This is a genomic window from Pyrolobus fumarii 1A, from assembly GCF_000223395.1.
In the GTDB taxonomy this organism is placed as follows: Archaea; Thermoproteota; Thermoprotei_A; order Sulfolobales; family Pyrodictiaceae; genus Pyrolobus; species Pyrolobus fumarii.
This window is the reverse complement of record NC_015931.1, coordinates 518,199-542,352: the sequence shown is the minus strand read 5'-3', so window position 1 is coordinate 542,352 and position 24,154 is coordinate 518,199. Positions and strand designations below refer to the sequence as shown.

The window sequence follows — 24,154 nt, the reverse complement described above, 5'->3', positions numbered from 1 at the left end:
TATAATGGCGTGCACAGAGAGCGACATGAAGACTAAACAGCTTTAAACCGTTTTACGCTATTAACGGCCCCAATCGGACAACTACTTGACGACGAGCACTTCGCGTGACAGCAGCTGCCGATTAGTTACCATCTCAGGCGATGTATCAACAGTAATCTCGTAATCTCTATTCCTTGCGTCTCTTGGAGAGAAGATCGAGAAGTTCTCCCGATACCTCCGCTAGTCTATCCCGCAGCTCTGCAAGAGTGGATACGTTTAGCGTAACACCCATCGAGGCTATATCTAAGATCGCCCTATTGTACGCTAGCAGTGCACGGAAAAGAAGGCTTGCATCCTCATCGTTAAGGTTCGAGACGTACTTCTCGAGGTTTCTAACGTTGGAGAGTATGGTTATAACGTCACCGTGTTTCTCGAGGAACTCTATCTGAAGCTCGACTATCCTCTCTAAAACCTCTATATGGGCGCGTAGCGCACTTACAATATCCTCCACGCGTATCTGGTAACCCGTCATCGCTATCCACGAACGGGCAGAGTTTTACAGCGCTTTATACCTGTTCAAGTCTTTAACCGGATGCCTAGACACCGTGGTGTATCTGGGCGGCTCCCCTATACACGAGGGTGCACGCTATGCGCGAGAGGCCGAAGGGCGACTATAGTCTCTTTACGGATGCCCTTCTACGCTCCTCCGTTAGCAGTGTAAGCGCGTATGTAAGACTACTTCTACCATCCGTAGAGATGCTCGTAAAAATCTCAACCACCGCACTACCGCCTAGGCTCCGTGGACGCAGGGATGTGGATGCGGCGAGCAGTGGCTGGGGCACAAGGTTGGCACGAGCAAGAGCCCGGCTGGCCAAAGCCTGGAGGCTTCTAGCCGAGGGACTCGGCGATGAGGCCGGGGAGGAAGCATGGAGGGCTACCATCGACGCAATAAACGCGGCGGCTATTGCCGCCTGGGGGATCGAGGCCAAAAGTCATCAAGCGCTACGCATCATAGTAGCTGAGTTATACCGCGAAGGCCTCGACATACGGAGCGAGTTTGGCGTCGCAGAAGCCCTCCACAACAACTACTACGATCCTGGCCACCCGCCGGAAACCCTCCAAGCGATGATAGCGAACGTCGAACGCCTAATAGATAGGGTCGAGGCGTGGATAACAACGCGGACAGAAAAGCCACGTTTACCACTCATCCAGCCTCTAGCGCCACTCCTGCCAGCAAACCTCATACGGAGCATTACAATACCCATACTAAGACCCGTAACACGATACGGGTAGGACCCGCTTCCACTCCACTACACGCCAACATCTAGATAGACCCGGCATTACCAATAATACCAGCCAGAATAGCATATACACATCAAGCATCTCTACATCCACTGGCGCAGCGCGGAACGCTCGCTCATACACCGGTAGAAACGCTCCTCGTACACCACAAGGTATCAAGAGTACAGCGTCTCCGTTTACCATATAGAGGAGGCAGCTAGTTTCGCCTAAAACAAGATACTGGACCCGGGTAGAACCCTAACATACTACTTGGGGCCCGGGCCAGGGGTGGGACCCCGGCAACACCCCCGCATGGGGGTGGATGAGACGGGGTCCTCCCGCCCCATCGAACACAATTCGCTCACAAAGCCATAGAGTCGGTAAAAACACATCGTTACACTGGGATTGGGGTCACGTATAGCTGTGTGCGCTCGGGGCTATGGCCACCCGGATATTGCTGGAATGCGCCACCCGCTGACAAGGTTATGAAGAAAATATCTGGCTATGAGTTATGAGTTGTTGAGACAAACTATGCTAGCCTCCTACCATGAGCTTCCACGTGTATACGCTCAGTGCTACGTCTAGCGCTGCTAGCCTCAGTGGGTCTAGTACGCCGGGCCTCGGCGCGGTTATGAAGACGGCTGCACCCCTACCCGACTGTATGAAGCCAGCGCCGAGCGCATAGCCGCCGGTTGGCACGTTTAGCTTGCTCCACGAGAGCCCGTCGGGAGGCGTCTCGTTGAGATAGTAGGGTTGCACGGCCTGGTAGAGCTCTAGGCTCCTAGACGCTATGGTATAGTTGCCTGTGAACACTCTCGGTGCAGCCCATACCCTCAATGACCTTGTGGCTGTCACGCCAAGGTCGCCAATACCGACAGTGTAGTTGCTGAGTGTGTAAGTCTCACCTTTCACGTTATACTCGAAGCCGCCCACATAGACGAATAGGTAGCTCACGTCAACGACAGTGCCTATGAGCTGTTCAACGAAGTCGTCGAGTAGCCCGCCGCTTATGAACGCGTTGGGGCCGTTATAGTAGGTGTTTGCGTCGGTGTCCCATACGAAGGCTAGCGGCGGGCCATAGGGGAATACCACTATCCAGCCGCGCTCCTGGATCATGTGGGCGAGCCACTGTTCGAACTGGTAAGGCGAGTATATCGTCACGTAGTCGTCTACCGATGGGTCGTAGAGGCTTATACCGTACTTGAATGGCAGTATCGGGCCGTGCATGAAGATCACGATTGCATCGACGGGTGCATCCGGGCTCCCAAGTAGCACTTTGAACTCGTCCCAGTTGTTGACGATTATCGGGTATATGCCGAGCCTATGCATGTACTCCAGTAGCCACGACCAGTAGTCGCTAAGCATAGTCTCGTTGATCACACCGAAGGTACCATACGCTGTGTTGACGCCACTCGGCCAGTAGGGCACACCAGTTATGTTGACGAGGTAGACTGCCGGTATCTTCCTAAGCAGCGGGTTATACACGTAGTACTGAACTATTATATGCTCGATGTGCAGCTTCGTCTCTATAGTGCTCATGAAAGTGTAATAGCTCGAGCAGCTTACGCTGCCTCTGCGTGTTGCTACGGGTGTCTCGCACCAACCGTGTACAGCGTCCGTACCTATGTTGAGAAGGCCGTAAGGGTCATACACGTATATGGCGATTCTATAGACATCGCTAGAGTTCACGGGGAACATCACGTTTATCCAGAATGTTTTCGGCATGCCTATGCTAAACTCCTTCGTCTCCATGTTCACGATTCTCCACTTGTACGTCTTCCGGTCTAGTTTTAGCAACGCGACGGCGATGATCGGCTTGGATATGTATGCCATCGGGTCTGGCGTGAAGTCCGTGAATAGCAGGTAGTTGTACCGGAGTGTGGCCTTAACAGCTACTTGTATCGCGTCAACACCGGTTATGTCTCGGAGCAGCGTGATGTTGTAGACTACAACGTCGTCGCTGTATGCGTACTCCTCGTCAACATAGTAGGAGTACATGCTGCTGCTCGAGCCATCAGCATCTAGAGCATCCCATGTTATGCCGTACTTGAACGTCGACACCTTCAACTCTGTTATATTGTTCTCGTCAACATCGCTTTCCGACACGCCACCCGAGGCTGTCAACTCGCTGAGGCTCTGCGGGTACGGCAGGTAGGCTGGCTGGCCGATATCCAGAGGTTTGCCGTTCTCGAGTATCTGGTAGGCCCATCCATCGAGTATCAAAAGCTGCGCGTCGGTGCCAAACGGGCAGTATACCACGGCGGCTCTTCTAGTCAATACTTGCTCGGGGCTCATAAGCCCAATGGCACCCACGTAACCTACTATGGTGTATACGCGGTTTGGCCACAGTCTTATAGCGAGCCATCCTGGCGTGCCCCCATACGCGGTATACACGTATAGGTAGCAGTCTCGGAACCAGCATATGCTTGAAACGGTGAACGTGATTCTATAGGTGCCTAGATGCTCGTTATAATCGACCGAGAAGCCTGCAGTGTAGAATGGTACACCGCCACAGTATAGCCTCTGACCATTGTCGTACTCGCCCAGCACGCTAATGTCTGGGTGCGGCCCTATCGTGGATATCCTGTACGGGGGCCGCATCGCCTGCACGTACGTGTAGTTGATGAGATCCTCGTAGCCCCACAGTATGAACCCGGTTATCGGGGTGTAGAGGCCTCTCGGTATGGCAGAGGAGGGTACGGGTAGTCCAGCTCCCCCTGCTCCTGGCCTTGGGGGCGGTGAGACGACTGGGTGGATAACGCCGTATGCAGACTCCGCGTATATCACTGTCTTGTTTATCAGGAGTGGGAGTATCGCCGGGTCGATGCTCACGAATAGCACGTCGCCGGGTTCTAGCACTGCAACGCGATTCGTGCCGTCGAGACAGTCTAGTGTTGCGGGGCTATACTTGCCTCTCCGTAGTATACCGACTTTACAATTGTCGATGAAGGGCGCCGCGAACGACACTAGTGGGTTCTTGTCCGCGTCTGCTATGTTTATGATACCGCATATTCCGCCGTTCTCGCCGCATATCAGCGGGTCTGATATCGGCTGGCCCGTTGTCAAGTTTAGTATGATAACCTTCTCTATGATGACCTTTACCGTGCCGGTGTTGTTCACCAGTATGCCGGTGTACGTGTCGTTGTACTTGAACGCAACTTGTACTTTCTCCTTCATCGCTTGCATTTTGACCTGCGATGCTAGCCTGACACTCTCGCCTATCATGGCTGCTGTGGTGTTTAGACGGAGTATTAGCGGGAGTACGACGGCCACGAGCAGCATTAGTAGTATAACGCCGCCGATGAGTACGCCCTGGCTCCTAAGCATGGAGTTCATTAACTATTCCCATCTTGTTATCCCGCTAAACCCCGCATTTTAAGGTAGTATCAGTCTCGTCACTTCATACCACTTGTTGTCGTACAGTGTGAGCGTGACGAGCACGAGGCGTGAAGTGTCCGGGAGCAACGCGGGGTCGACAAGTATGTCGATAATAGCTTGTGGTGTCGGGTCGCCGACCCCACTGTAGTACTCCGGGACGCGGATCACGATGATCGAAGTGTTGAGCCCGAATATGCTCAGGTCGCGCCCATCGGCGAGTATCACGTCCCCTGGCTGGACTGTTATCGTCTCGACTGGTGTGGCGTTCCTCACGTAGCTTCCGCTGAACGGCTGGAGGAGATACACCTTAACGTTGGTGCCTATAGCCTGGTTGAGCTGCTCGGTTAGCACCGTGTCGACTAGCGTGTCGCTCTCCGGGTTGTTGACTAGTAGTATGAAGGCGAACCACTTGCGGTGGGTTACAACGGTGTGCATAAGCTCGACAACATACTCTTTGTATCCTGTTGCAGCGTCTACACCGCTAGCCAGGAGGTTGGCAAACTCTCTGCTACGCTCCAACGCAAGGTACTCGGTTAGAAGCGCTTGTCTCGACACGGGTCCGAGGCTGGCGTTGAGCCACCCCCAGGCCATGAGCGCTATGGCAAGCCCGACAACGGTAAGCATGATTACAGCTATGGGTTCCGCTTGTGAGCGTAGACTCTTGTCATGGCGGTTCACCCTATCACCCTAATGGCCTATTGTTAGGGGCTAGCCATGCAAAAGTATAACGGTTTTAATGGTGTCTCCGCTTGGAGTAAACAACTTGAGAAGAATACTAGCGTCTTGCGAGACGCGTGTTTTTGATGGGTGGGTGTCCTTTTGCGCCCTGAGGCTGAGGAGTGGCTGAGAGCCGCGGAGGACGATCTTCTGGACGCCAAGGTTCTCCTTGGGGCGGGGAGGTATGCGGCAGCAGCGTTTCACGCGCATCAGGCTGCAGAGAAGGCGTTGAAAGCGGCTATTATAGCTCTACGGGGTGAACTTCCTCCCAAGACGCATAACCTGGTGCGGCTAGCCTCTATACTAGGCGTGGATGACGAGGATATAATGGATGCCCTCCGGATGCTCAATCCTCACTATCGTGTTGCTCGTTACCCTGATGCGGCTAACGGCGTGCCTATGGAGGTTTACTCGGCTCGTATATCATCTCAGCTTGTGAACCTGGCTGAGAGGGTGGTAAAGTGGGTGAAAAAACTCCTAGCATCCAAGACGTGATAGACGAGCTTTCAAAACTTGCGAGAATACTTCGTGTTCGTCTCGGTCTCCGCGCCCTTATACTCTTTGGCAGCTGGGCTCGCGGCGAACAGCTACGCGAGAGCGACATAGACATTCTTGTTGTTGCAGAGTGTTTCCGGGGCCAGCCCTTCTACGAGCGCGAGTTTCTCGTGTACAAGTTGTACCGAGGTAAGCTGCCAATAGAACCCTGGTGTTACACGCCAGAGGAAGTTGTTGAAGCTGCATTGAGAAACCCGAGGCTCGACGTTATAGATGCTCTTGATCATGGTATTGTCGTGTATGACGATGGGTTTTGGAAGGAGTTGAGGGCAAAGGCTATCCGTTGGAAGAGGACTAGCTATGGGGGCATAGCTTTACGGTCTAGGAGTGAAAAGCGAGAAAAGGAATAGTTTTCAAAGCTCGCAGGTCTTGCACTCGCTGCCAGTGAACATGTCTACTATCACTTCGTCTTTGACCTCGCCGGTTAGAACTGCTCTCTTCTTGGGCACTTGCATCCTCATGCTCCTTCGCTTTCTCCTCAGTAGCCTCCTCTCGGCTGTCTTGCCGCTGCCCGTCTGTATGACGCTGGCCGCCTTGCTACCCTCCCTGAATATCGTGACGCCTTTGAGGCCGGCTAGCCACCCTAGGATGAACGCGGTGTACGCCGCTTCTATGGGCGTGTCCCTCTCGAGGTTAATGGTCTTGGATATCGCTTGGTCGACGTATAGTTGTGCAGCCGCCTGGTGCGCCACGTGCCACCAGACGTCGATGTCATGCGTCGATGGGTATGCTCTCGCCAGCCCCTCGAGTCCCCTTATGAACTCTTCTGGTGCACCTGCGCTCCTCAGCCTCTCTGCGAGGCCCTCCGCAAGCGCCCTCCGGATGCTCCCCTTGGCGGAGTTCACAGCCTCATAGACCAGCTTGAGGTGTTCCCTTGTAGCGCCGGTCTCCTCGGCTAGCTTTAGTAGCGCGTCGCGGAACGGCCTCACGACCTCTAGGAATGTGCCGACGGTGACCACACGCTTGAAGACTATGGCGAAGAATGGCTCGATGCCGCTGCTGGTACCCGCTATGATGCTTATGGTGCCGGTTGGCGCCACTGTCGTGGTCACGGTGTTCCTCGGCGCCTCGGCGCCGACCCCCCTGCCGTACTCGACGAGCTTCTCCCAGGCTCTGCCCGGGTCGTAGACGGCTAGCGCCGTGAGCAGCACCGGGTCCTCCACGACCTTCGCGGCTGGTAGCCTAGCCGCCTCCTCGGCAGTCTCCCTGGTGAAGCCAAAGACGCTCTTAGCGATGTTCTCGAGCTTCTCGGCTGGCAGCAGCCTAACCTTGCCGGTGGCGAGCACCCTCTCCCGCGCAACGCCCCGGAGGAGCGAGAACCCCCACTCGTCGATACTCACTTTGTGGTAGTGGAGCGTTAGCCAGCCCTCTTCGAACCCCGAGACCATCCCAGCCTTGCGGAGGCCCGGGGTATGGAGCCTCAGCGTCCACTCTGGGCTAGCCTCCTCGACGCACTCCATACCCTCCCAGTCGTACCTCTTGCAGCGGAAGGCTGGGGCCGGTCCCTTCTCGGCGCCAAGCTCCCAACTCCTCCTCCAGGAGAACGCCTCGAGCGCGGCTGTGGCCACGAGCGTGAAAGCTACGCCCTCGTCGCTATCGTAGGGTATGCCTAGCCTCGCGAGAGCCGAGGCAAGACCCATGAAGCCTAGGCCCACCTTCCGCGTGAAGAGGTTTGCAGTCCTCTGCCTCCAGTCCGGGTGGTTGTTCGCGTCTATCACGGCGTCTAGGGCCTCCGTGGCAGCGGCAACATCCCTCGCGAACGCCTCTAGGTCGAAGTAGCAGCGCGTTCCCTCACACACCACGTACTTCTCGAGGTTAACGCTGCCTAGGTTGCAGGACTCGAAGGGGTAGAGCGGCTGCTCGCCACAAGGGTTAGTGGCGTTAACCATGCCCAGCCACGGCGTCGGATGCCACTTGTTATGGTTGTCTATGTAGATGAAGCCTGGGTCGCCGCCAGCCCACGCGTTCTCCACAGCCTTCTTGAACACGTCGCGCGCCCTAGTCCTCCAGACTATCGGGTTCTTCTCGTCGGGGCTCGTGGGCCACCCAGTCGCCCTCCTCCTCTCCTCCAGCGCGGTCAGGGCACGTCTCTTCGCGTTCTCGAGGATGTCCTCGAAGACGCCGACGTACGGGTTCTCGTGTTGCAGCTCCTCGGCTGCCTTGACGCCCGGGGCGTTGGGGTTAGTCGCCCTGCTGACGGTGTAGTGGAGGCGGTAGACGCCATTCTCCTCCGAGAACCTCGGGTTCACCATCCACCATTCGCCGTCCTCAAGCACAGCCTTCATGAACGCGTCGTTAGCCGCCACGCTGATGTTGAAGTTTGTGAGGTTGGTGTCTTGGAGCGGCGGCTCCTTGGCCTGGACGAAGCCCGCCTCCTCGACGGTCACCCATGGCTTCTTCTCTCCGGCCTCGACGAGCCAAGCAACCCACCTCTTGACCTCGGGGTCTACCGTGTACCCCTCCGCCTCCAGCTCCTCGATGAGCCTCTTGAACGCTTTGAGCAGGTCACGGATTTGCGGCGGCAGCGTGTTGTAGAGGGCTGCCCACGGGTCGAAGTGCGGGTTGTAGATGTCGGGGTGCCAGGCGTGGAGGATGCCCATGTTGGCGCCTCTCCGCTTCCCACCCTGCTTGACGACCTCCGTGACCATGTCGAAGAGCCTCATGAAGCTGAGGGGTCCGCTGGCTACGCCGCTAGTACCCCTCACTATGTCGTACCTTGGCCTTAGCTCGGAGAAGGAGAAGCCCTGGCCACCACCCCACTTGAAGGTGAGCGCTTGCACCCTAGCAGCGTCCATGATGCCATCCATCGAGTCATAGACGGGCGTCACGTAGCAGGCGCTGAGAGTCCCACGCGCACCGTCACAATACATGTTGAATAGTGTCGGAGAGTTGAACATGAAGCGACCCTCGACGAGCAGCCTATAGAGCCTCTCTACGCCAACGCTGGTGCGCCTCCCTAGGCCCTCAGCCACACGCCGGAACACCATCGAGGGCGTCTCCATCCAGCGGCCCGTCTCGTCGCGCGTCATATACCTGGCAGCCAGCACACGCAGCGCGTTATACGCGAGGCCCACGTCGTCCTTGCATATCTCGCCTTTCCTCACGCACTCTGGGAGGTCGGCTAGCCTCCCGCCGTTGGGTGCTACCGGCCTCCACGCGGAGCGAACCTGCTTGTAGACCTCCTCGAGGAAGAGGCGTTTCGCCTCCTCCTCGGCCTCCGGGCTGTACAGCGACTCCCGGATAAGCTCAAGCTGCTTAGCGTCACTACCCGTGCTCACGGCACTATACCCTCCGGATACTCGGGGATTGCATTAGCAGTGTGTATGTGGGCAAGTGATACCCCGATCAGAAGTTAGGCTAGCCTAACACCGTATTAACATACGTGGTATGCCTACATGCGGCCTCTGCCTACGCGCAAGCCCGGGGAGGGGCAACACAGGCTAGGAGGCCAAACCCGGTATCACCACGCATACCTAGAGATTATTGTGGCGCCTAATGTTCTCTTGCCGCTGGCCGGGAGTCTCTAAAAGAGTGAGGCCCGGTGTAGTGGCATAGTGGGTGCCCCGGGACGCCCGGGTGCCTAGAGGAGCACCCGGTTGGGGTGACCGGGGCGGGGACGCACCGCGCACAACTCTCCTAGTGCTCCTGGCTCCTCACGTATGGGCAGTACCTGCGGTACGGGCAGTAGCGGCACTCCCAGTCGAACCTGGGTCGCGCCAGGTTGTGGACAGTCTCCCTCACAAGCTGCTCCACGTCAACCTCGCGGGGCCCAACAGCATACTCCACCACCCTATCCGGCGTCACGTAGACTAGCGTCCCCCGCTTGGCGCCCAGTAGCGTCATGTAAACCTGGAGCTGGAGAACGTGATGCTCCAGGGGCTTCTCGACGCTCCTAGCAGTCTTTATCTCCACGACCTCCTCCACGCCATCCTCCGTGACTAGTGCAGCGTCGACACGCCCACGGAGCTCGTAAACCTCCCCGTCTATCTCGAAGCGCTTCACGACCTCCATTTCGGTTGCCCAGCCCTCCTCCTCGAGTATAGCCTCGAGGCCACGGTGCACAAGCTCCCCGAGGAGCATGGCCGGCTCGAAGCGGAATGAGAGCAGCGGCATGCTGAGGCGGAAGACCCTCTTCTGGCTACACGAGGTGAGATCCGTCACGTACACTATGTCCTCGCGCGTAGCCTCCTCCAGCTTCTCCGCGAAGTCCCTCTCCTTAGCCCGGTAGACGACCGCGAGGATGCGAGGCACGCCTTTCAAACCTGGGAGCCTCCTCCGCTGGTATAAGGGAGCGCCCCACAGGCTCTAAGCAAGAGCGTACACGGCGAACCTCACCTGGTGAAGCTACACCCGCACTCCAGCTTGCTCGTCTCCAGCTCGCGAATCCTCCTATCAAGCTCCTCGAGCATGGACCTCTGCTCGGGTACAAGCCTCTCCGCCAGGCGTGCCACGCTGGCACGAAGCTCTTCGATGAGATTGCCCTCGGCTAGCCCACCCAGCAACCTCTCCAGATCACCGCTCCGGGGGTTAAACAACCCTGGGTAGTCAGCCCCCAACAAGTCCTCCATGGTGCGCGTCCTGGATGCCAAGAGCGGCTTGTGCAGCACTATCGCTTCCCACGCTGCGCGGAGGAAGGTATACTCTCTCAGCGTCGCCGCTATCACCGCGGTAGCGTTTCTCACGAGCCAGTTGTACTGGGGTGCTGGCAGGAACCCGGTGAGCATCACCGCCCTGCACATACTAGCTATTCTCGTGGCGCGGCGCCGCGCCCTACCATAATCGCCTGTGAGCACCAACCTGTACTTACTGCTGGCCTTGCTCGCGCAGAACGCCTCGACTATCTCCTCTAGCGGCTCGTCGGCAGCCCAGCCAGCCGGCACGAGGATAAACTCTCCGAGCTCCTTGGCGAATGGTGGCTCCTCGACCGGCTCCATCCTGGGCGGCGGGTCGTAGACGACCAGTATGCGGCTGGGCTCTACCCCTATCTTCTCCTCCACGAGCCTAGCAACCAGCCGGTTGTGCACAACCACGATATCCGCTCTGCGCAAGTACCTCGTAAACGGCTTGTTCAACACCAGGCTCTTGAGGGTGTCATGCACAACCATAGCCGTGTGCACATCGGCAACGAGCACATAGCCTAGCCTATCGCGTAGCTGAGCCACGCGGTAGAGGAGAGGCCCCTGCGGCAACTGAACGATAACGGTCTGTGGCCGGAGTTCCTCAAGGACACGCTTAGTCTCGATACACGCGCGGATATAGGGCGGGCCACTCCTTATGAACACTAGCTTTGCTCTCAGGCTCCCGGCGAGATCCCTGGTGCGCGCGCTGATCCTCCGCCACGCGACGAATACCCTCACACTATCCCCGCACCCCGACGCACACTGGGAGGTTATAGGAGAGGGGTTGCGAAGCCCTACCTCACCCGCACATACTTCTCTACCGTGAGCCTAGCGAGACTGCGAAGCCCAGGGTCAACCAGCATCACCAGCACGATGTACACCGGCGCCGTGTAAACAACACCCGTCAACACGAGCATAGCGTCTTGCAGTGCTAGTGGCGAGTAGCCCACCGGCGCTACTATAGACGCCACGAGCCACGCTATCACAAAGTACGCGATAGGATAGGCTAGGGACGCTAGGCTCAACGACACGCCATACCTCCTAGCAACATAGGCTATTAGCATCATGTTGAGCACCCGTGCCGCGAGAAGCGAAGCCGCCCACGCCCAAACAGCCTCTACCTGATCGTTTACGACGCAAAGCGACGCATAGAGCAAGACAAGATAGGCCAGTGAAGATACTATCCTGGTCAGTGATGACGCTTTTAAAATCATACCCGGCTTCACGGCAGTACTCTTATCCATACCCTGGATTATACCGTCAACAATGTTGAGCATTATCGTTACCAGGGTCGCTGCCGCTACAAGCTGAGCAGCCGCCGCGACATGCACGTACACCGGGTTAAAGATTGCAACCACCTGCTCCGGCCTAGCCGCTATATAGCCTAGAAACAACGCGAAAAGCACTAGAATAATACGGCTTACATTGTTCGCTGATATCACGTCGCTCGTCTCTAGCACAAAGGCGTGTAGCGGAGCAACACTGGTGATAGCTAGCCAGGAGATAGTCCTTGCCGCCAGACTTACTACCATAAACGCTGCTATCGTGTAATGCGAGTCGCGTATAACGTTCAGAACGACCAGAACATCCATCGCGATTAAGAGCATTGATGCATGGCGTAAAAATGGGAGCCAAGCGCCTCTAACCCACTCCCTAATGCACCGTGTGCACAGCGGCTCACGTAGATACGCCACGAGCGTCTCTAGCGTCAATATCACGATGGTTAACGTAATCCCCGCTATCTGGTACAGTGCCACCTTCTGTACGTCAAGACCATCCATTACGAACACTGAAAGCGCTATGAGGGACACGTAGAGGAGCTTGCCGCAAACCTCGGCTGCGTCTGCAAGTATCGGCCTAACGCCGCCCAATACACGGCTTAACCCCCTGACAATAACCACAAAGTAGAGCATTACCGCGAGCAAGAGGGACGTTGGTATATCAGCGCCCATTAGCCGTGCCATGGTAAAAGCCAGTAGGAAGCCGCCACACGCTGCCAGGAGGAGCACAAGGAGGTACATCTTGAGTGAGCCGCGGATACCCTGCACCGTGTACCTGTAAGCCCAGTAGCCCAGAACCTGAGGAACAAACATAGAGTAGGTGGAGACTCGCGTACTGATCGTCTGGTAGAGCGCATACTCGTTTACATCGAGCTTCCTGGCCACCGCGATGCTAGCGAATAGCTGTGGTATGAGTCCAAGGGCGCGTAGCGCTAGACGCGCTACGACAACACGAGCAATTCTCAACTCTCACTGCTCCCGCGTCGCTCCGAAAACCCCGCCTAAGAAAAGCAGGGTGCTAGACACCGGACTACATGACTACTCGACGATGATAGCTAGGGTGTCATGCCTTACTTACTATCGTCTTACTCCTTTTGTTGCCGGGGGACGGGCTTTAGCGGCGGGTTTAGCGGTAGTGATAGCTTCTCTGCGAGTTTGGTATACTCTCCGGGCTGGTAGGGGCAGGCTGGGTCCTCGCCTAGAGGGTCACCGGTGACATGGTAGGCTCTTGCGCGGCTACCGCCGCATATGTCGCGGAACTCGCAGAGCCCGCACCTTCCTTTGAACTCCGCTGCGCGTATCTTGCGGAGGAGTGGATGCTCCTGGTAGATCTCCTTTAGGCTCTTCTCCCTGATGCTGCCGACGTGGTACTCCATGAACCCGCTTGGATAGACGCGACCATCATACCCGATGAATATGATTCCTTTGCCGTCCCTCGTGCCCACCGTCTGGGCTAGAGGCTGGCCGCGAGGCTCTCCTAGCAGCTCCCTTAGCCTCGCGACGAGCTTCTGGTACAACGGGCCGGGTTTCAACACCTCGTCGGGGTCGAGGCCCTTCTCCTCCAGGGCTCTCCGCGTCCACGCTACCCTCCTGAACATTGGGCCCTCTGTCGTCCTCACTAGGATGCCGTACTTCGAAGCCTCATAGAGGAAGTGCGAGACGTCCTCGAACTCGCTGGGCGTGGGCATTAGCTCTAGGTTGGCTCTGCCAACGGGGACCAGGTAGAACACCTCCCAGGTCTTGACGCCCAGGTCTACGAGTAGCTTGGCCATGTCGGCTAAGTGTGGCGCGGTCTCCCTCAACACAACAGTGTTGACTTGTACGCGTACACCCTCCTCGATGAACCTCTTGATAACCTCGATTGTCTTCCCCCAGATGCCCTCGTACCCCCTTATAGCGTCGTGGATCGCTGGGCTAGGCGCATCGAGGCTGATGGAGACAGCGTCTACCACCCTTGCTATCCTCTTGATGTTCTCTGGTGTCAATAGCGGTGTGATGCTGGGTGCGAGGCCCACGCGTAGACCAAGGCTCTTCGCGTACTCGAGAAGCTCCCATACATCCTTGCGCATCAGGGGGTCTCCGCCGGTGAACACGAGTATCGGGTATGGCCTGCCAAACTCTGCAACCATCTCTATGAGCCTCTTGCCCTCCCTCGTGTCCAGCTCCCCGGGCAGAGGCTCCCTGATCGCCTTGGCCCTGCAGTGCTTACAGACCAGGAGGCACGCCTTCGTAGTCTCCCAGAATACCAGGAGAGGCTTCTCGTCGAATGGCCATCGGCCTACATGCACGCTGAGCTAGCACCCGACGTCATTAGTCCAAGGTAGCCGCCTATACGGGGAGCGCTAGTCTAGACGTGGCGCGTCAAGACGCTCTGCGGGCACAGGTATAACGGGTTTAACACTGTTCGCGAGGTCGTTGACACTGCCCACGATGTTTAGAATGGCGGTTAGGAGGGCCTCGACCGCGCCCGTTACGAGCCACACCGCTAGCAACACGACTGTGAGTAGTTGTGGCGCTAGTGCAGCCACGCGGATTGCCATCGGTGTGGCCCTCTCATACGTAAACCCTATCGCGCCGCGCTTCGCGTCAACGACAAAACGTAGACCCTCGACACCTGCCAGCCTAGCAACAATGTAGTGTATCAGCTCGTGTAGCACTATCGTCGCTGTGTACGCGGCTAGCAGGAGTGGTATGCTCGGCGCTTCCATTCTCTGCACACCACTTTCGGTCCCGCCTCCCCCAGTTTTCCCCGAAGCGGCTTGACACCCAGCCAGTGTAGAACTGGTAGAGTGGCGGGCGTAACTATCGCCTAGACGCTTACCGCCTCTAGGTTGAACACGGCTAGCTGCGCGAGTAGCACTCTCTCCTCGGGCCCCGTTGGAGGCCTATACCCGCCCTCCAACAGCGGCGACACATGGTCAAGGTATATTATGACAGGCTTGTCGCCTTTGCCCGCTATCCTCCAGTAGCGCTTCTCGTCTCTCCGCGCCCTCTCGAGCCTCCTCTCCCTCAACGTGGACGGCTCGCCGCCAGACTCTATCGCCTCGACCGCCTCCTCGATGCTCTCTATGTAGGCGTCCAGCACTGTATAGTCGACTATACGGAGGTGTAACCTCGCCTGCTGCGCGTCCATCACGGGCCCCTTCACGATGTGCACCGCTACTCTGCTGCTGAGTAGCTCTGCCGCTGCGCCCGGCAGCGCTATGACTGGCGAGGCGTACGCAGAGGCGAGCAGGAGGGAATGAGCTAGACACTCGTCTAGACCAGTAGCACTCGATAGCCTGTTAGCCATCTCCCGGGCGGCGTGCTCGACACTAGCCGTCGGGTAGTGCAGCTCGTGGAAGGGGTTGCCGCCCAGCCTACCCTCGAAGACGCTAGGCGCCCTCCTCAATATGCATGGGGGTACGCCGAGGTCGCGATAGCGGAACCTCCTAGATAGCCATGGCACGTAAGCCTCCAGGTTGTCAGCGGGCGCCCCCGCCAGCACCCCGCGCAAGTTCTTGACCAGGAACGCGTAACGGTGCAGCACGACGTGCCCCAGCGTCTACAGCCCCGTGCGGGTTTATGGCGGGCCTCGGCACGGCCGTGGCTCTCGCCACCACTCGGCTTAAACACGGCTCCTCATCGGCCCCGCTTGCAGAGGGACAATCGCCAGCCGGGTAATGGGTTGGGTGTTCAAGTGTAGAGCTGGGGCTTCTCGTGGCCTGGCATGGTACCCGGGAACCTCTCCCAAAGGACCGTGTTGACAGCCATGAAGACGCTTATCAGCCTCGTTATGTCGTCTAGTAGGCGTTGCGAGTCAGGCACGCCATCCACATAGTGTATCTCGGCTATAATGCCCTGGGGTGTTGTAGGCGCCCCGCCTACGCCAACACGGCAATACGGGCAGACGTGTATAACCTCGCGTAGCAGCCTAGCAAGAAGCGCCATCCTCTCCTCGAGGGGCAGCCCCTGAATGAGCCTCATGTGCACCTCGGAGAAGCCAATAGGCATTATGAGCACTAGACGCCTATCCCTCTCGGAGCCCGCTACGCGCACAACCACGCGGATACCAGGCCCCTCGGCTATAATGTCGCGCACCCATTCCATGCCCGGGGGTGGCGCGACTCCCCGGGGCTCCTCGACGCGTAGACCGGCTTTACGGGCCACACTCTCCACTTGCTCTATGAGGCTCTGCAACAAACCACCGGGGTGTCTTGTACGGCGCCGCTCCTACCTCAATTCTTCCATGCTGCTGGGCTACAAGTACCACAGTCAAGGAGGACGACGGCGTCGCCAGTCTCCTCGTGCGTGTCGATTGCGAGGACCGTGCACTCAACAAACTCGGCTAGCATGACGCGCACCTCGCGTACATCGTCTAGGTGGAGCCCTTGCCCCACTGGTTCTTTAATGGGAGTGAACGGATCTGTTCAGCGAGACACTTATACTAGGAGCAGGTGCGCCGCCATGCTCGCGAGTATACCAGCCACTATCACTATGGATAATAGCGTTGCACTCCTCTCGCCTATGCTGCTTAGGATCCATGCCGAGGCGATCGACGCTAGGAGGGTCACAGTGAACATTATTGGGTCCATTGCCGCCCCGTGAGCTAGCAACTCGTAGAGTCCCGCCGCGCCCCCAGCCACGACACCAGACGCTATCACGGCGTCCGTGACTATCCTGGGGTCTAGGCCGCGAGCGGCGAGGTAGGCCGCAGTGACGCCACTCCTCGAGACGCCGGGTAGAACAGCCAGGCCCTCGAATACACCCAGTACGAGCCTATCCGCCATGCGTGGCTTGGAGTGCTTCGTGCGAGCCGCTATACGGGCTAGGAGGGCGAGGAGGGTCACAGTGTAGAGTGTAAGCGTGAGTGTCTCTAGCGTGCTTGGCGGGAGGCTGGCCGCGGTATCCTCGAGTATCAGTGCTATTGGCGCGCCGGCCACCAGCGGCAGGAGACCCCATCCTATCAGCAGCCTTGGAAGCCGCTTACTCCTCCTAGCCGCGAGGTATACCAGGCCGCCTAGGCTCGTAGCAAGGTGTATGGCGAGAACCTCCCGGTAGGGTAGGCCGAGGAGCACTAGAACACCACTGCTACTCACGGGGAGCCACTCTAGAAGCCCCTGGAGGAGCGCGGCCAGAAGCCAAGATGTGTGTGACGTGTCCACGCTTCCCGCCTATTGCCGCCAGGCCGAGCCCCACATACACTTAACCAATCCGGGTCCTGTCTCCAAGAGAGGGGACCGGGCTTGAGCATGGAGGAGAAGATCCGGAGTATACTCGAGAAGCACGTGTATGACGGCCCCGGCTACGTAGACATCATAGTGTATGTTAAGCCGGAGCAACGCGAGTCCAAGCTGGTACTCGAGGGAGACGACCTAGTGTTCCACACGGTAGAACCAGATGTGGCTGGGAGGCCCAATGCAGACCTAGTGAGGTACCTTGCTCAGCTGCTAAACATCCCAACCTCTAGGGTCGAGGTGGTGTACGGCACTAGGGACACCACGAAACGCGTGCGTATCTATGAGGTCGACCGCGACACGGTCATAGAGGCGTTGGTAAAGGTGCTAGCTAGCAGCGAGGAGAGCAGCTAGGCTCCCCGCCACTCACCCGAGCCAAATAGTCTCTGGGAGCCCCTCGAAGTGTTTATCACCGGTTAACACCTTGGCGCCCAGCATCCTCGCCGCAGCTAGTATGATCGCATCTGCTAAGCTCGGTTTGCTTCTCAACCCGCGCCTCTTCGCATGCTCCTCTAGAATTCTCCTGCACTTTGCAGCCTCGACAGCCAAGCGGGGCGTTATCTCGACAAGGTCGCTAGCCTCGAGAATCTCTCTGAGCGTATCGTGTATCTCTTCTTCGCTGGCGCCCTCTCTAGCGAGCTTCGCTGCAAGCTCAACAAGCACGATGCTAGGGGTGTAAACCTCCTGAGCAGCGCCTATCACTTCAAGCGCTTTACGACCCTCCCTACTACCCCTTAGCACCTCGACCCACGCGTACGTGTCGACAACAACTCTAGTCGCGTGCGTCAAGCCTCTCCTCCTCTCTCAGCGGTGATAGGCCAGGCCTCCTGCCCATGAGTCTCGATAGTCTCGAGGCACGGTACTCGCGTATCAACTCGCGTATAACCTCGTCGTAGCTGGATGCTCCCATGATCCTCTTGAGCCTCTCAAGCCCGCGTAGGGTATTCTTCGACACCTTTATCGTAGTAACCTCTGTCACGTATACCACCTGCACCGGTATACCGGTACACCAGCCACCTTTATACCCCATTAATCGTCATCTATAACGGTGCTCGCCTAGGTTGGGGCGTATGCTTCCAGCTGTCGAGGCGGATGCCCGCATAGCCGACGCTATACGCGTCATGAGAGAGTATGGGTTGTACCATGTGCTTGTCACGAGTGGCGAGCGTGTAGAGGGTATACTGTCTGTCGTGGATGCCGCAAGGAGCTTCATGGAGAAGCTCGAGGCGGCGGGTGACGTCGAGAGGGTTGACGCGGTGAGGAGGTTCTTCGAGGAGAGGGTGTCGAGGCTAGCTACGCGCCCAGTTATCGTCGTCGAGGAGGGAGTGTCGATGAGGGACGCTGCTAGGATAATGCACTCTCACCGTATAGGCTGCCTCCCGGTAGTAAAGGATGATGTCGTTACACGCGCGATATGCGAGCCGGACGTGGTGCGTGCTCTCGTGGAGGAGGGTAGGCGCGACCCCGTCTACCGCCACGCGACCCGGCGCCTGGTGTACGTGGAGTACGAGGCGACGATAATGGAAGCTCTTGGGGTGATAGTTGAGGGCGGGTTCCGCAGGCTGCCGGTGCTGGCTAGGGGCGCGCTCGCCGGGATCACAACAGTGCATATGTTGATGGAGGCTCTAGTGGCTAACCCAAAGATGCTCTACGAGCAGGTTGGTAGGGTCATGAAGCCCGCTGTTACAGTCGACCTCTGGACACCGGTCTACAAGGCGGCTGAGGAGGTGCTCAGGTCCAACGTGGGCGCGGTTATCCTGGTGGAGGGTGGTACCCTCGCCGGGATATTCACCGAGCGCGACGCCGTGAGGGTATACGCTGGCTAGGAGGCTCGTCGTTAGGCCGCCGCTACAGCACACGTTCTAGACTAAGTGTGTAGAAACGACGTGTGAGGCGTTCTACCATCCGTGGTATGGACGGGCCTAGCTACGTTCCAAGAGCAGCGTTACATCCTGTAGACGCAAGGGTGTAAGGCCGTATCGTGGACCCGCTTTTAGTATATCCTTGTCCTCGCTGGCCAAGTGTAGCCCGAGTTTGATGGACGCGGCTATGTAGCTCGCATCATAGAATGTAATGTTCTGTTCGGCTGCTATCCGCATAGCCACTTCAACGATGCTATCGTCCAAACCGATTACCGTTATCCTCTTTGACGCCTTGTAGGCCGCTTTGCACGCGACAATAGCGTCGTCAGTGCTTATTCTGTGCAGCTTTCTAGCCTCCTTCCAGAAGGCGTTGCAGACCTCATATACCGTGAGGTCAAGAATCGCCAGCCTGTCCGCTATCCTGAGGAGACGAGAGCCAGCGAGGATAACGAGAGGAGCATAGACGCTAGCATCGAGCAGTATCTTCAACGCTTCCTCTCCTCATCTATCAGTCTCACGAGTTCAGCTACGTCCACCCTTCCCGACAGTCTCGCTCTAACTTCATCTAGGAGTCTAGCAAGCTCCTCTTCTTCAAGCCTCTCAGCTTTCTCTATCAGCACCCTCTGCACAAGCTCTGATACGTCAACTCCGTGCCTCTCGAGAATCTCTTTAACCCATCTTGGTATACGCACGCTAATCACAACAGACAATATGAGTCACACCTCCTAGATAGGCATCCACTATATCCACTATATCGCTCCCGGCCCCCAGGGTTAACCCCTCCGGCAAATCTTCAAAGCACTCACCCATGAGCTGTTCGTACCAACAACATTCTCCCACCCAGCACAATACAAACTGAGCGTATCCGCTATGCTGAGGCAAGTGGACGTTGAAGCCCCTAGGAGTCTATCATAGTGTCAAGCGCATTGCGGCTATGAACGTATCCAGTTTTGCAGAGAGGCGTGCATACGCCCCTTATCAAGCCAATACACGGAGATAGTAAGGACGTCGTAGCCGATCAGCCTCTAGGAGAGAGTGGAGGGCCTCCAATACTGGGTTTGAGGATTGGAGGCAAAGCGTGCCATCGAGGCCCTGGAGGCTCTAGTGGGTGGCTTGCGTGGCGGCGGCTACCGTGGCCTTGCGGTTATCCTCGGCGAGCCTGGCGACGTCTATAGTGTGGTGTCCCGTGTTGAGGCTCGCGACTCGCTTCTTGTCTACTGGCCGGGGCGTGGCGTTGACACCGCGAGGCAGCTGCTAAGAGGCTGGGACATGGTCTTTGTGGGCCACTTGCACGAGAGGCTGGGAGAGGAGCACGATGTCGTTGTCATTGACGCGTTTGAGGGTCTGCAGGCTAACACGCTGGCCGCCGCAGCGGAGATGGTTAGGGGCGGTGGCGTACTCATACTCGCCTCTCACGGGTGGAACGGGTTCTCCGCACCAGAGTCCCTCGGTCTCTTCGCAGAGAGGCTCCGTAGACACATCGAGCGGATGAGCATCAACCGGGTGGTAATCGAGTTAGGCTCGGGTCGCGTGTCCACCACGCGTATAGAGAGTGGCCCCTCACGCTGGTGGAGTGGTGTCGAGCCGCGGGGCGGCATACCTGGGTGGCTAGCGAGGCTCCTGTGCTGCGAGGATCAGGTTAGGGTTGTGGAGGAGGCTAGGCGTCTAGTCAAGAGCTACGAGGCCGGCGTGCTGCTGGTGACGGGCGACCGGGGACGCGGCAAGAGCGCTGCTGTGGGGCTCGCACTGGCCGCGTTGATAGCCGAGAAGCTCGTCGGCGATGTTGTCGTCACGGGGCCTAGCGAGGCTAGCGTACAGACGCTCTTCTCGTGGCTGGCTAGGGGGTTGAGGGCGGCGCGTATCCGGTTCAAGGCGTGGGGGCCTGGCAGACTCTACCATGGGTTGAAGGGCGCGTGGTTCCGCGTCCGCTACCTTGAGCCGTGGAGAGCCGAGCCAGCCCCGCTAGTCGTGATAGAGGAGGCTGCGGCTGTAGGCCCTGCCCGTGTACGTAGGCTCGCTGGGCGCGCGAGAAACACGATAGCCGTGACGACGGTGCACGGCTACGAGGGTAGCGGCAGGTACTGGCTCCGCGTCCTCATCGAGCAGCTGCCGTCCCCCCGCGTGGTCGAGCTTAGAACGCCCGTTAGGTTCGCGCCGGGCGACCCGCTAGAGCAGCTTCTAAACCGTCTCCTCCTCCTAGCGCCGTCCGATCCAGACCAGCTCCCGGTGTGTAGGAGTGTCTCGGGCGAGGCTACCGGTTAAACCCTCCAGGCGTTAAAGCGTGGGACGGTGAAACGCCCGGTGTCCATCGTATTCCCCGCGTATCTCGAGAAGTACGCGCGGCTCCTCGTAGACTACAGCGTCGAGGTTAAGCGCGGCGACCGTGTCGTTATAAGGACGTGGCTTGAGGCTCTCCCCCTCGCAAGGCTCGTCTACCGCGAGGTGCTGAGGAGGGGCGCGCACCCCGCACTATACCTGGAGGATGATATCCTCGCCGAGATATTCTACCGCGAGGCTAGCGACGAGCAGATCGATTTCGTTGACGCCCTCCGCCGCAGCATATACACCGAGTTCGACGTCGTGATAACCCTCTTTGCCCCGAGCCACTTGAAGAATCTTGTGAGTATCCCGCCGGAGAAGCAGGCTAGGAGGAGCAAGGCCCTCGAGCCCTACTTCACGAGGTTCCTCCAGGAGGCCGCTGAGGGCAAGAAGAGGTGGGTTCTCGCCGCCTACCCGACGCTCGCGATGGCCCAGGAGGCTGGCATGACGCCTATCGAGTTCGAGGAGTTCGTGGCAAGAGCAGTGAAGGTCACGGAGGACGACCCGGTCGCCGCGTGGAGGAGGCAAGCCGAGTACCAGAGGAGGATAGTCGACGAGATCCTCTCGAAGGCTGATGAGCTTGTCTTCAAGGGCCCGGGCATCGACCTAACCGTGAAGGTCGGTGGCCGCCGCTGGATCGTTGACGACGGCCACGAGAATATGCCGGGTGGCGAGGTGTTCACGGGCCCCGTCGAGGATAGCGTGGAGGGCTGTGTACGCTTCGACTTCCCGAGCGTCTATCGCGGCGTGGAGGTAGAGGGCGTCAAGCTGTGCTTCAAGAGGGGCGAGGTTGTAGAGTATGACGCCGTCAAGGGCCGCGACTTCCTCGCTAAGATGCTGAGTGTGGACGAGGGCGCCAAGAGGCTAGGAGAGCTGGCCTTCGGGCTGAACTATGGCATAACCAGGGCGACGCGAGAGATACTCTTCGACGAGAAGATAGGGGGTACCATCCACATGGCGCTTGGAAACGGCTACCCGGAGACCGGCTCGAGAAACAAGAGCGCCATCCACTGGGACCTGATAAAAGACATGAGGGACCCAGAGGCACGCGTCTATGCCGATGGCGAGCTTATCTACAAGGCTGGCAGGTTCCTACTAGAGGAGTGAGGAGACCCCCTGCTCATGCCCGGCTGCGACCCCAGAGGGATGAGCGAGCCGCGGTTTACCGACCACCCTTTCTCCAGACAAGCCACAGTGCAACTGCAACCACTCCGCCAGCAGCACCAGCTGCTATGATAAGCTCCTTGTTATCGACGGGTAGCCCCGCGGGCCCGGGCATCGGGAAATCTGTGTCCAAGAGACGTAGGCTCATCTCAACCTCGCCGTGTATACCAGGCCCATGCGGGCTAGCAGCCTGCGTGACATTCAGCGCCAGCCTCGCCTCTTTCAGGACGCCCGTCGAGGTATAGACTATCCTGGCGTGCAGCCCGCGCCCCTCGACGACCAGTGTATAGGTGTCGCTGGTCCGCTCGACGCGAGCGTCCAGACCCATGCGCGTAAGGTTGGCCGCGATAGCCTCGAGCTGCCCAACGTTACAGTAGAACGCGAGGCTTGTAATCATCTGCTCTGGTTGTGCAATCGACCCAGCACTACTGGTCGCACATCTCTCCGGGTCAATGAGGAGGGTGCCACCCTGGCTGAACTTCTCTGCTAGCATCTTCTTCATCTGCTCGCCGCCTGGGAGACCCTCGACGTTAAACTTGTCGAGGCTTGCAGTATAGTTCACAACTAGCATGTTGTCCTTCACTCCTGTGACGCGTAGGTCGAGAACCCCCTCGGCGTAAAGCCTGATTGTGGTCTCGTGCCCGGGTATGGGGCCAAGCACGTTGCGAAGCATGAACTCGTAGCGCGCATAGCTCCCAGGCGGGCCTTCTGCAGCGACAACCGTCGTCACGAATATCATCAAAGCTAGGGCTATGGCGAGCGGAGCTAGTATACGGCTCAACTCGCCCTCGCCCAGGTTGCCAGGGACGCACGCGCCCTTATAGCATCGGTGGGTCTCTCGCTCGCACAGCGCTCCAGCGCCCCCAGCAGGGCGTCCACGAGGGACTCTGGTGTCCACTCTCCACCCGGTATACCCGCGGCGTTGTCGTGACCACCTCCCCCTAGTAGCCTCGCTATGCACGCGAGGGGCGCCGTCGAGGAGCGTAGGCTAACGCCATTCTCGTATATCATTGCGTAGATGTCGGCCTCAACCCCCTTCTCCAGGAGCCTCTCGTGCACCTCGCCCGGGTGTAACTTCTCGCTGGCAACCCGAACGGTAGCAATGCTCAGCCCATTCCTCTTGTGGATCTGGACGCCCGCCACAGTCTTCTCCATGAGCCTCTCGTACTCCTCCTCCATCTTCTCCCATAGGCTCCTAGCCCACTCTGGCCATATCCTGCCCCTAGCCCACTCCTCAACAGCCTGGTACCTCACCCTCCAGCCATACCAGCGTAGAAGCCTCCTCCACCTCACAGCAAGCCTATCACTGTTGACGAAACGGTCGTCATCAACCGCGAGCTCCACGAGCCTCATGCATACGCCGTCGCGGCACCCAAGAGCCTCCATCACCAGCTCAGCTGCGACCCTCCCCGTGTCAACGCGCACGTCTACACCCATGCCGCGAAGCTCCTCAATAATCCTCTGCTCCCACTCGTGATGATCAAGCCAGATTATGCGGACCCCCAGGCTCAGCGCATAGTCCAGCGACGTTACTATCAACAGCTCTTGGCCAGGCGACGGGTTCAAATCAGCTATTATGAGGGTGTCGCCGCCGCTCTTCTCTAGGCTCTGTACAGCCTCCTCGATCATACGCGGGAGCGCCGTGATAGACGCAAGCTTCACTATACTAGCCCCTAGCCTCTTCGCGATAGCCGCCGAGGCGACACCATCCACATCCCAGTGCGAGACTACCGCTGCACGCCTCAAGGCTATCATTCCTCATGCTAAATCTTCGCTGTGGCGAC

General features: G+C 58.2%; 25 protein-coding genes. 7 read left to right on the top strand and 18 right to left on the bottom strand.

Annotation, left to right across the window (positions count from 1 at the left end):
• Window positions 1-166: 166 nt before the first annotated feature.
• Window positions 167-511: a hypothetical protein gene (locus PYRFU_RS02890; protein WP_014026133.1), complete on the bottom strand. Its 345-nt coding sequence runs from the start codon at window positions 509-511 to the stop codon at window positions 167-169.
• A gap of 116 nt (window positions 512-627) precedes the next feature.
• Between PYRFU_RS02890 and PYRFU_RS02885 the strand changes: the two genes are divergently transcribed.
• A complete protein-coding gene (locus PYRFU_RS02885; RefSeq protein WP_014026132.1) occupies window positions 628-1,272 on the top strand; it encodes a PaREP1 family protein in 645 nt (214 codons plus the stop codon).
• Window positions 1,273-1,794: 522 nt separating this feature from the next.
• On the opposite strand, the gene PYRFU_RS02880 is transcribed toward PYRFU_RS02885, so the two are convergent.
• Window positions 1,795-4,596: a hypothetical protein gene (locus tag PYRFU_RS02880; RefSeq protein WP_014026130.1), complete on the bottom strand. Its 2,802-nt coding sequence runs from the start codon at window positions 4,594-4,596 to the stop codon at window positions 1,795-1,797.
• Window positions 4,597-4,635: 39 nt separating this feature from the next.
• Entirely contained in the window at window positions 4,636-5,316 is a 681-nt protein-coding gene (locus PYRFU_RS02875; RefSeq protein WP_014026129.1) for a hypothetical protein, read from the bottom strand.
• Window positions 5,317-5,457: 141 nt separating this feature from the next.
• On the opposite strand from PYRFU_RS02875, the gene PYRFU_RS02870 reads away from it, so the two are divergent.
• On the top strand, window positions 5,458-5,850 hold the full coding sequence (locus PYRFU_RS02870; protein ID WP_014026128.1) for a HEPN domain-containing protein: 393 nt from the start codon (window positions 5,458-5,460) through the stop codon (window positions 5,848-5,850).
• Entirely contained in the window at window positions 5,817-6,260 is a 444-nt protein-coding gene (locus tag PYRFU_RS02865; RefSeq protein WP_014026127.1) for a nucleotidyltransferase domain-containing protein, read from the top strand. The genes PYRFU_RS02870 and PYRFU_RS02865 overlap by 34 nt, the downstream gene beginning before the upstream one ends.
• A 3-nt stretch (window positions 6,261-6,263) precedes the next feature.
• On the opposite strand, the gene PYRFU_RS02860 is transcribed toward PYRFU_RS02865, so the two are convergent.
• The 9 genes from PYRFU_RS02860 to PYRFU_RS02820 all read right to left on the bottom strand — a co-directional run bounded on the left by PYRFU_RS02860 (window position 6,264) and on the right by PYRFU_RS02820 (window position 16,953).
• Window positions 6,264-9,188: an adenosylcobalamin-dependent ribonucleoside-diphosphate reductase gene (locus tag PYRFU_RS02860; protein WP_014026126.1), complete on the bottom strand. Its 2,925-nt coding sequence runs from the start codon at window positions 9,186-9,188 to the stop codon at window positions 6,264-6,266.
• A 358-nt stretch (window positions 9,189-9,546) separates the two neighbouring features.
• Window positions 9,547-10,161 (bottom strand): CRISPR-associated protein Cas4, encoded by a 615-nt coding sequence (gene cas4, locus PYRFU_RS02855; RefSeq protein WP_244403890.1) that lies wholly within the window; start codon window positions 10,159-10,161, stop codon window positions 9,547-9,549.
• An 80-nt stretch (window positions 10,162-10,241) separates the two neighbouring features.
• Window positions 10,242-11,267 carry a glycosyltransferase gene (locus tag PYRFU_RS02850; RefSeq protein ID WP_014026124.1) on the bottom strand — a complete coding sequence of 342 codons (1,026 nt, stop codon included), beginning with the start codon at window positions 11,265-11,267 and terminating at the stop codon, window positions 10,242-10,244.
• Window positions 11,268-11,323: 56 nt separating this feature from the next.
• Window positions 11,324-12,775 carry a hypothetical protein gene (locus tag PYRFU_RS02845; protein WP_014026123.1) on the bottom strand — a complete coding sequence of 484 codons (1,452 nt, stop codon included), beginning with the start codon at window positions 12,773-12,775 and terminating at the stop codon, window positions 11,324-11,326.
• 119 nt (window positions 12,776-12,894) lie between these two features.
• Window positions 12,895-14,097, bottom strand: coding sequence for a TIGR04053 family radical SAM/SPASM domain-containing protein (locus tag PYRFU_RS02840; RefSeq protein ID WP_014026122.1), 1,203 nt, complete (start codon window positions 14,095-14,097; stop codon window positions 12,895-12,897).
• Window positions 14,098-14,151: 54 nt separating this feature from the next.
• The gene (locus tag PYRFU_RS02835) at window positions 14,152-14,517 is read right to left on the bottom strand and encodes a DUF3267 domain-containing protein (RefSeq protein ID WP_048191462.1); all 366 of its coding nucleotides are present in this window, start codon (window positions 14,515-14,517) and stop codon (window positions 14,152-14,154) included.
• A gap of 101 nt (window positions 14,518-14,618) precedes the next feature.
• Window positions 14,619-15,338, bottom strand: a complete 720-nt coding sequence (locus PYRFU_RS02830; protein WP_014026120.1) for a hypothetical protein — start codon at window positions 15,336-15,338, stop codon at window positions 14,619-14,621.
• 146 nt (window positions 15,339-15,484) lie between these two features.
• Entirely contained in the window at window positions 15,485-15,988 is a 504-nt protein-coding gene (locus PYRFU_RS02825; protein ID WP_014026119.1) for a DUF2299 domain-containing protein, read from the bottom strand.
• A 242-nt stretch (window positions 15,989-16,230) separates the two neighbouring features.
• Window positions 16,231-16,953: an undecaprenyl-diphosphate phosphatase gene (locus PYRFU_RS02820; protein ID WP_014026117.1), complete on the bottom strand. Its 723-nt coding sequence runs from the start codon at window positions 16,951-16,953 to the stop codon at window positions 16,231-16,233.
• 87 nt (window positions 16,954-17,040) lie between these two features.
• On the opposite strand from PYRFU_RS02820, the gene PYRFU_RS02815 reads away from it, so the two are divergent.
• Window positions 17,041-17,379: a DUF167 domain-containing protein gene (locus PYRFU_RS02815; protein ID WP_048192270.1), complete on the top strand. Its 339-nt coding sequence runs from the start codon at window positions 17,041-17,043 to the stop codon at window positions 17,377-17,379.
• Window positions 17,380-17,391: 12 nt separating this feature from the next.
• Here the strand turns inward: PYRFU_RS02815 and PYRFU_RS02810 are convergent, their stop codons facing one another.
• Window positions 17,392-17,814, bottom strand: a complete 423-nt coding sequence (locus PYRFU_RS02810; protein ID WP_014026115.1) for a PIN domain-containing protein — start codon at window positions 17,812-17,814, stop codon at window positions 17,392-17,394.
• A complete protein-coding gene (locus PYRFU_RS02805; RefSeq protein WP_014026114.1) occupies window positions 17,798-18,004 on the bottom strand; it encodes a ribbon-helix-helix protein, CopG family in 207 nt (68 codons plus the stop codon). The genes PYRFU_RS02810 and PYRFU_RS02805 overlap by 17 nt, the downstream gene beginning before the upstream one ends.
• Before the next feature lie 91 nt (window positions 18,005-18,095).
• On the opposite strand from PYRFU_RS02805, the gene PYRFU_RS09835 reads away from it, so the two are divergent.
• Entirely contained in the window at window positions 18,096-18,851 is a 756-nt protein-coding gene (locus PYRFU_RS09835; protein WP_014026113.1) for a CBS domain-containing protein, read from the top strand.
• A 96-nt stretch (window positions 18,852-18,947) separates the two neighbouring features.
• Here the strand turns inward: PYRFU_RS09835 and PYRFU_RS02795 are convergent, their stop codons facing one another.
• Complete coding sequence (locus PYRFU_RS02795) at window positions 18,948-19,376, bottom strand: type II toxin-antitoxin system VapC family toxin (protein WP_014026112.1); 429 nt, start codon at window positions 19,374-19,376, stop codon at window positions 18,948-18,950.
• Window positions 19,373-19,588, bottom strand: a complete 216-nt coding sequence (locus tag PYRFU_RS02790) for a hypothetical protein (RefSeq protein ID WP_244403889.1) — start codon at window positions 19,586-19,588, stop codon at window positions 19,373-19,375. Before PYRFU_RS02790 ends, PYRFU_RS02795 begins: the two co-directional genes overlap by 4 nt.
• Window positions 19,589-19,952: 364 nt before the next feature.
• On the opposite strand from PYRFU_RS02790, the gene PYRFU_RS02785 reads away from it, so the two are divergent.
• Window positions 19,953-21,149: a tRNA(Met) cytidine acetyltransferase TmcA domain-containing protein gene (locus PYRFU_RS02785; RefSeq protein WP_014026110.1), complete on the top strand. Its 1,197-nt coding sequence runs from the start codon at window positions 19,953-19,955 to the stop codon at window positions 21,147-21,149.
• Between the two features lie 39 nt (window positions 21,150-21,188).
• On the top strand, window positions 21,189-22,313 hold the full coding sequence (locus tag PYRFU_RS02780) for an aminopeptidase (RefSeq protein ID WP_244403865.1): 1,125 nt from the start codon (window positions 21,189-21,191) through the stop codon (window positions 22,311-22,313).
• Window positions 22,314-22,368: 55 nt separating this feature from the next.
• Here PYRFU_RS02780 and PYRFU_RS02775 read toward each other — a convergent pair whose 3' ends face one another.
• Both PYRFU_RS02775 and PYRFU_RS02770 read right to left on the bottom strand, forming a co-directional pair.
• A complete protein-coding gene (locus PYRFU_RS02775; RefSeq protein ID WP_014026108.1) occupies window positions 22,369-23,151 on the bottom strand; it encodes a hypothetical protein in 783 nt (260 codons plus the stop codon).
• Window positions 23,148-24,116: a DHH family phosphoesterase gene (locus PYRFU_RS02770; RefSeq protein ID WP_014026107.1), complete on the bottom strand. Its 969-nt coding sequence runs from the start codon at window positions 24,114-24,116 to the stop codon at window positions 23,148-23,150. Before PYRFU_RS02770 ends, PYRFU_RS02775 begins: the two co-directional genes overlap by 4 nt.
• Window positions 24,117-24,154 lie beyond the last annotated feature (38 nt).

Bases quoted from the DNA above. Each gene is read 5' to 3' on its own strand.
- PYRFU_RS02885 (WP_014026132.1), top strand. From the start codon at position 628: ATGCGCGAGAGGCCGAAGGGCGACTATAGTCTCTTTACGGATGCCCTT.
- PYRFU_RS02835 (WP_048191462.1), bottom strand. From the start codon at position 14,517: ATGGAAGCGCCGAGCATACCACTCCTGCTAGCCGCGTACACAGCGACG.
- PYRFU_RS02880 (WP_014026130.1), bottom strand. From the start codon at position 4,596: ATGAACTCCATGCTTAGGAGCCAGGGCGTACTCATCGGCGGCGTTATA.
- PYRFU_RS02815 (WP_048192270.1), top strand. From the start codon at position 17,041: ATGGAGGAGAAGATCCGGAGTATACTCGAGAAGCACGTGTATGACGGC.
- PYRFU_RS09835 (WP_014026113.1), top strand. From the start codon at position 18,096: ATGCTTCCAGCTGTCGAGGCGGATGCCCGCATAGCCGACGCTATACGC.
- PYRFU_RS02890 (WP_014026133.1), bottom strand. From the start codon at position 511: ATGACGGGTTACCAGATACGCGTGGAGGATATTGTAAGTGCGCTACGC.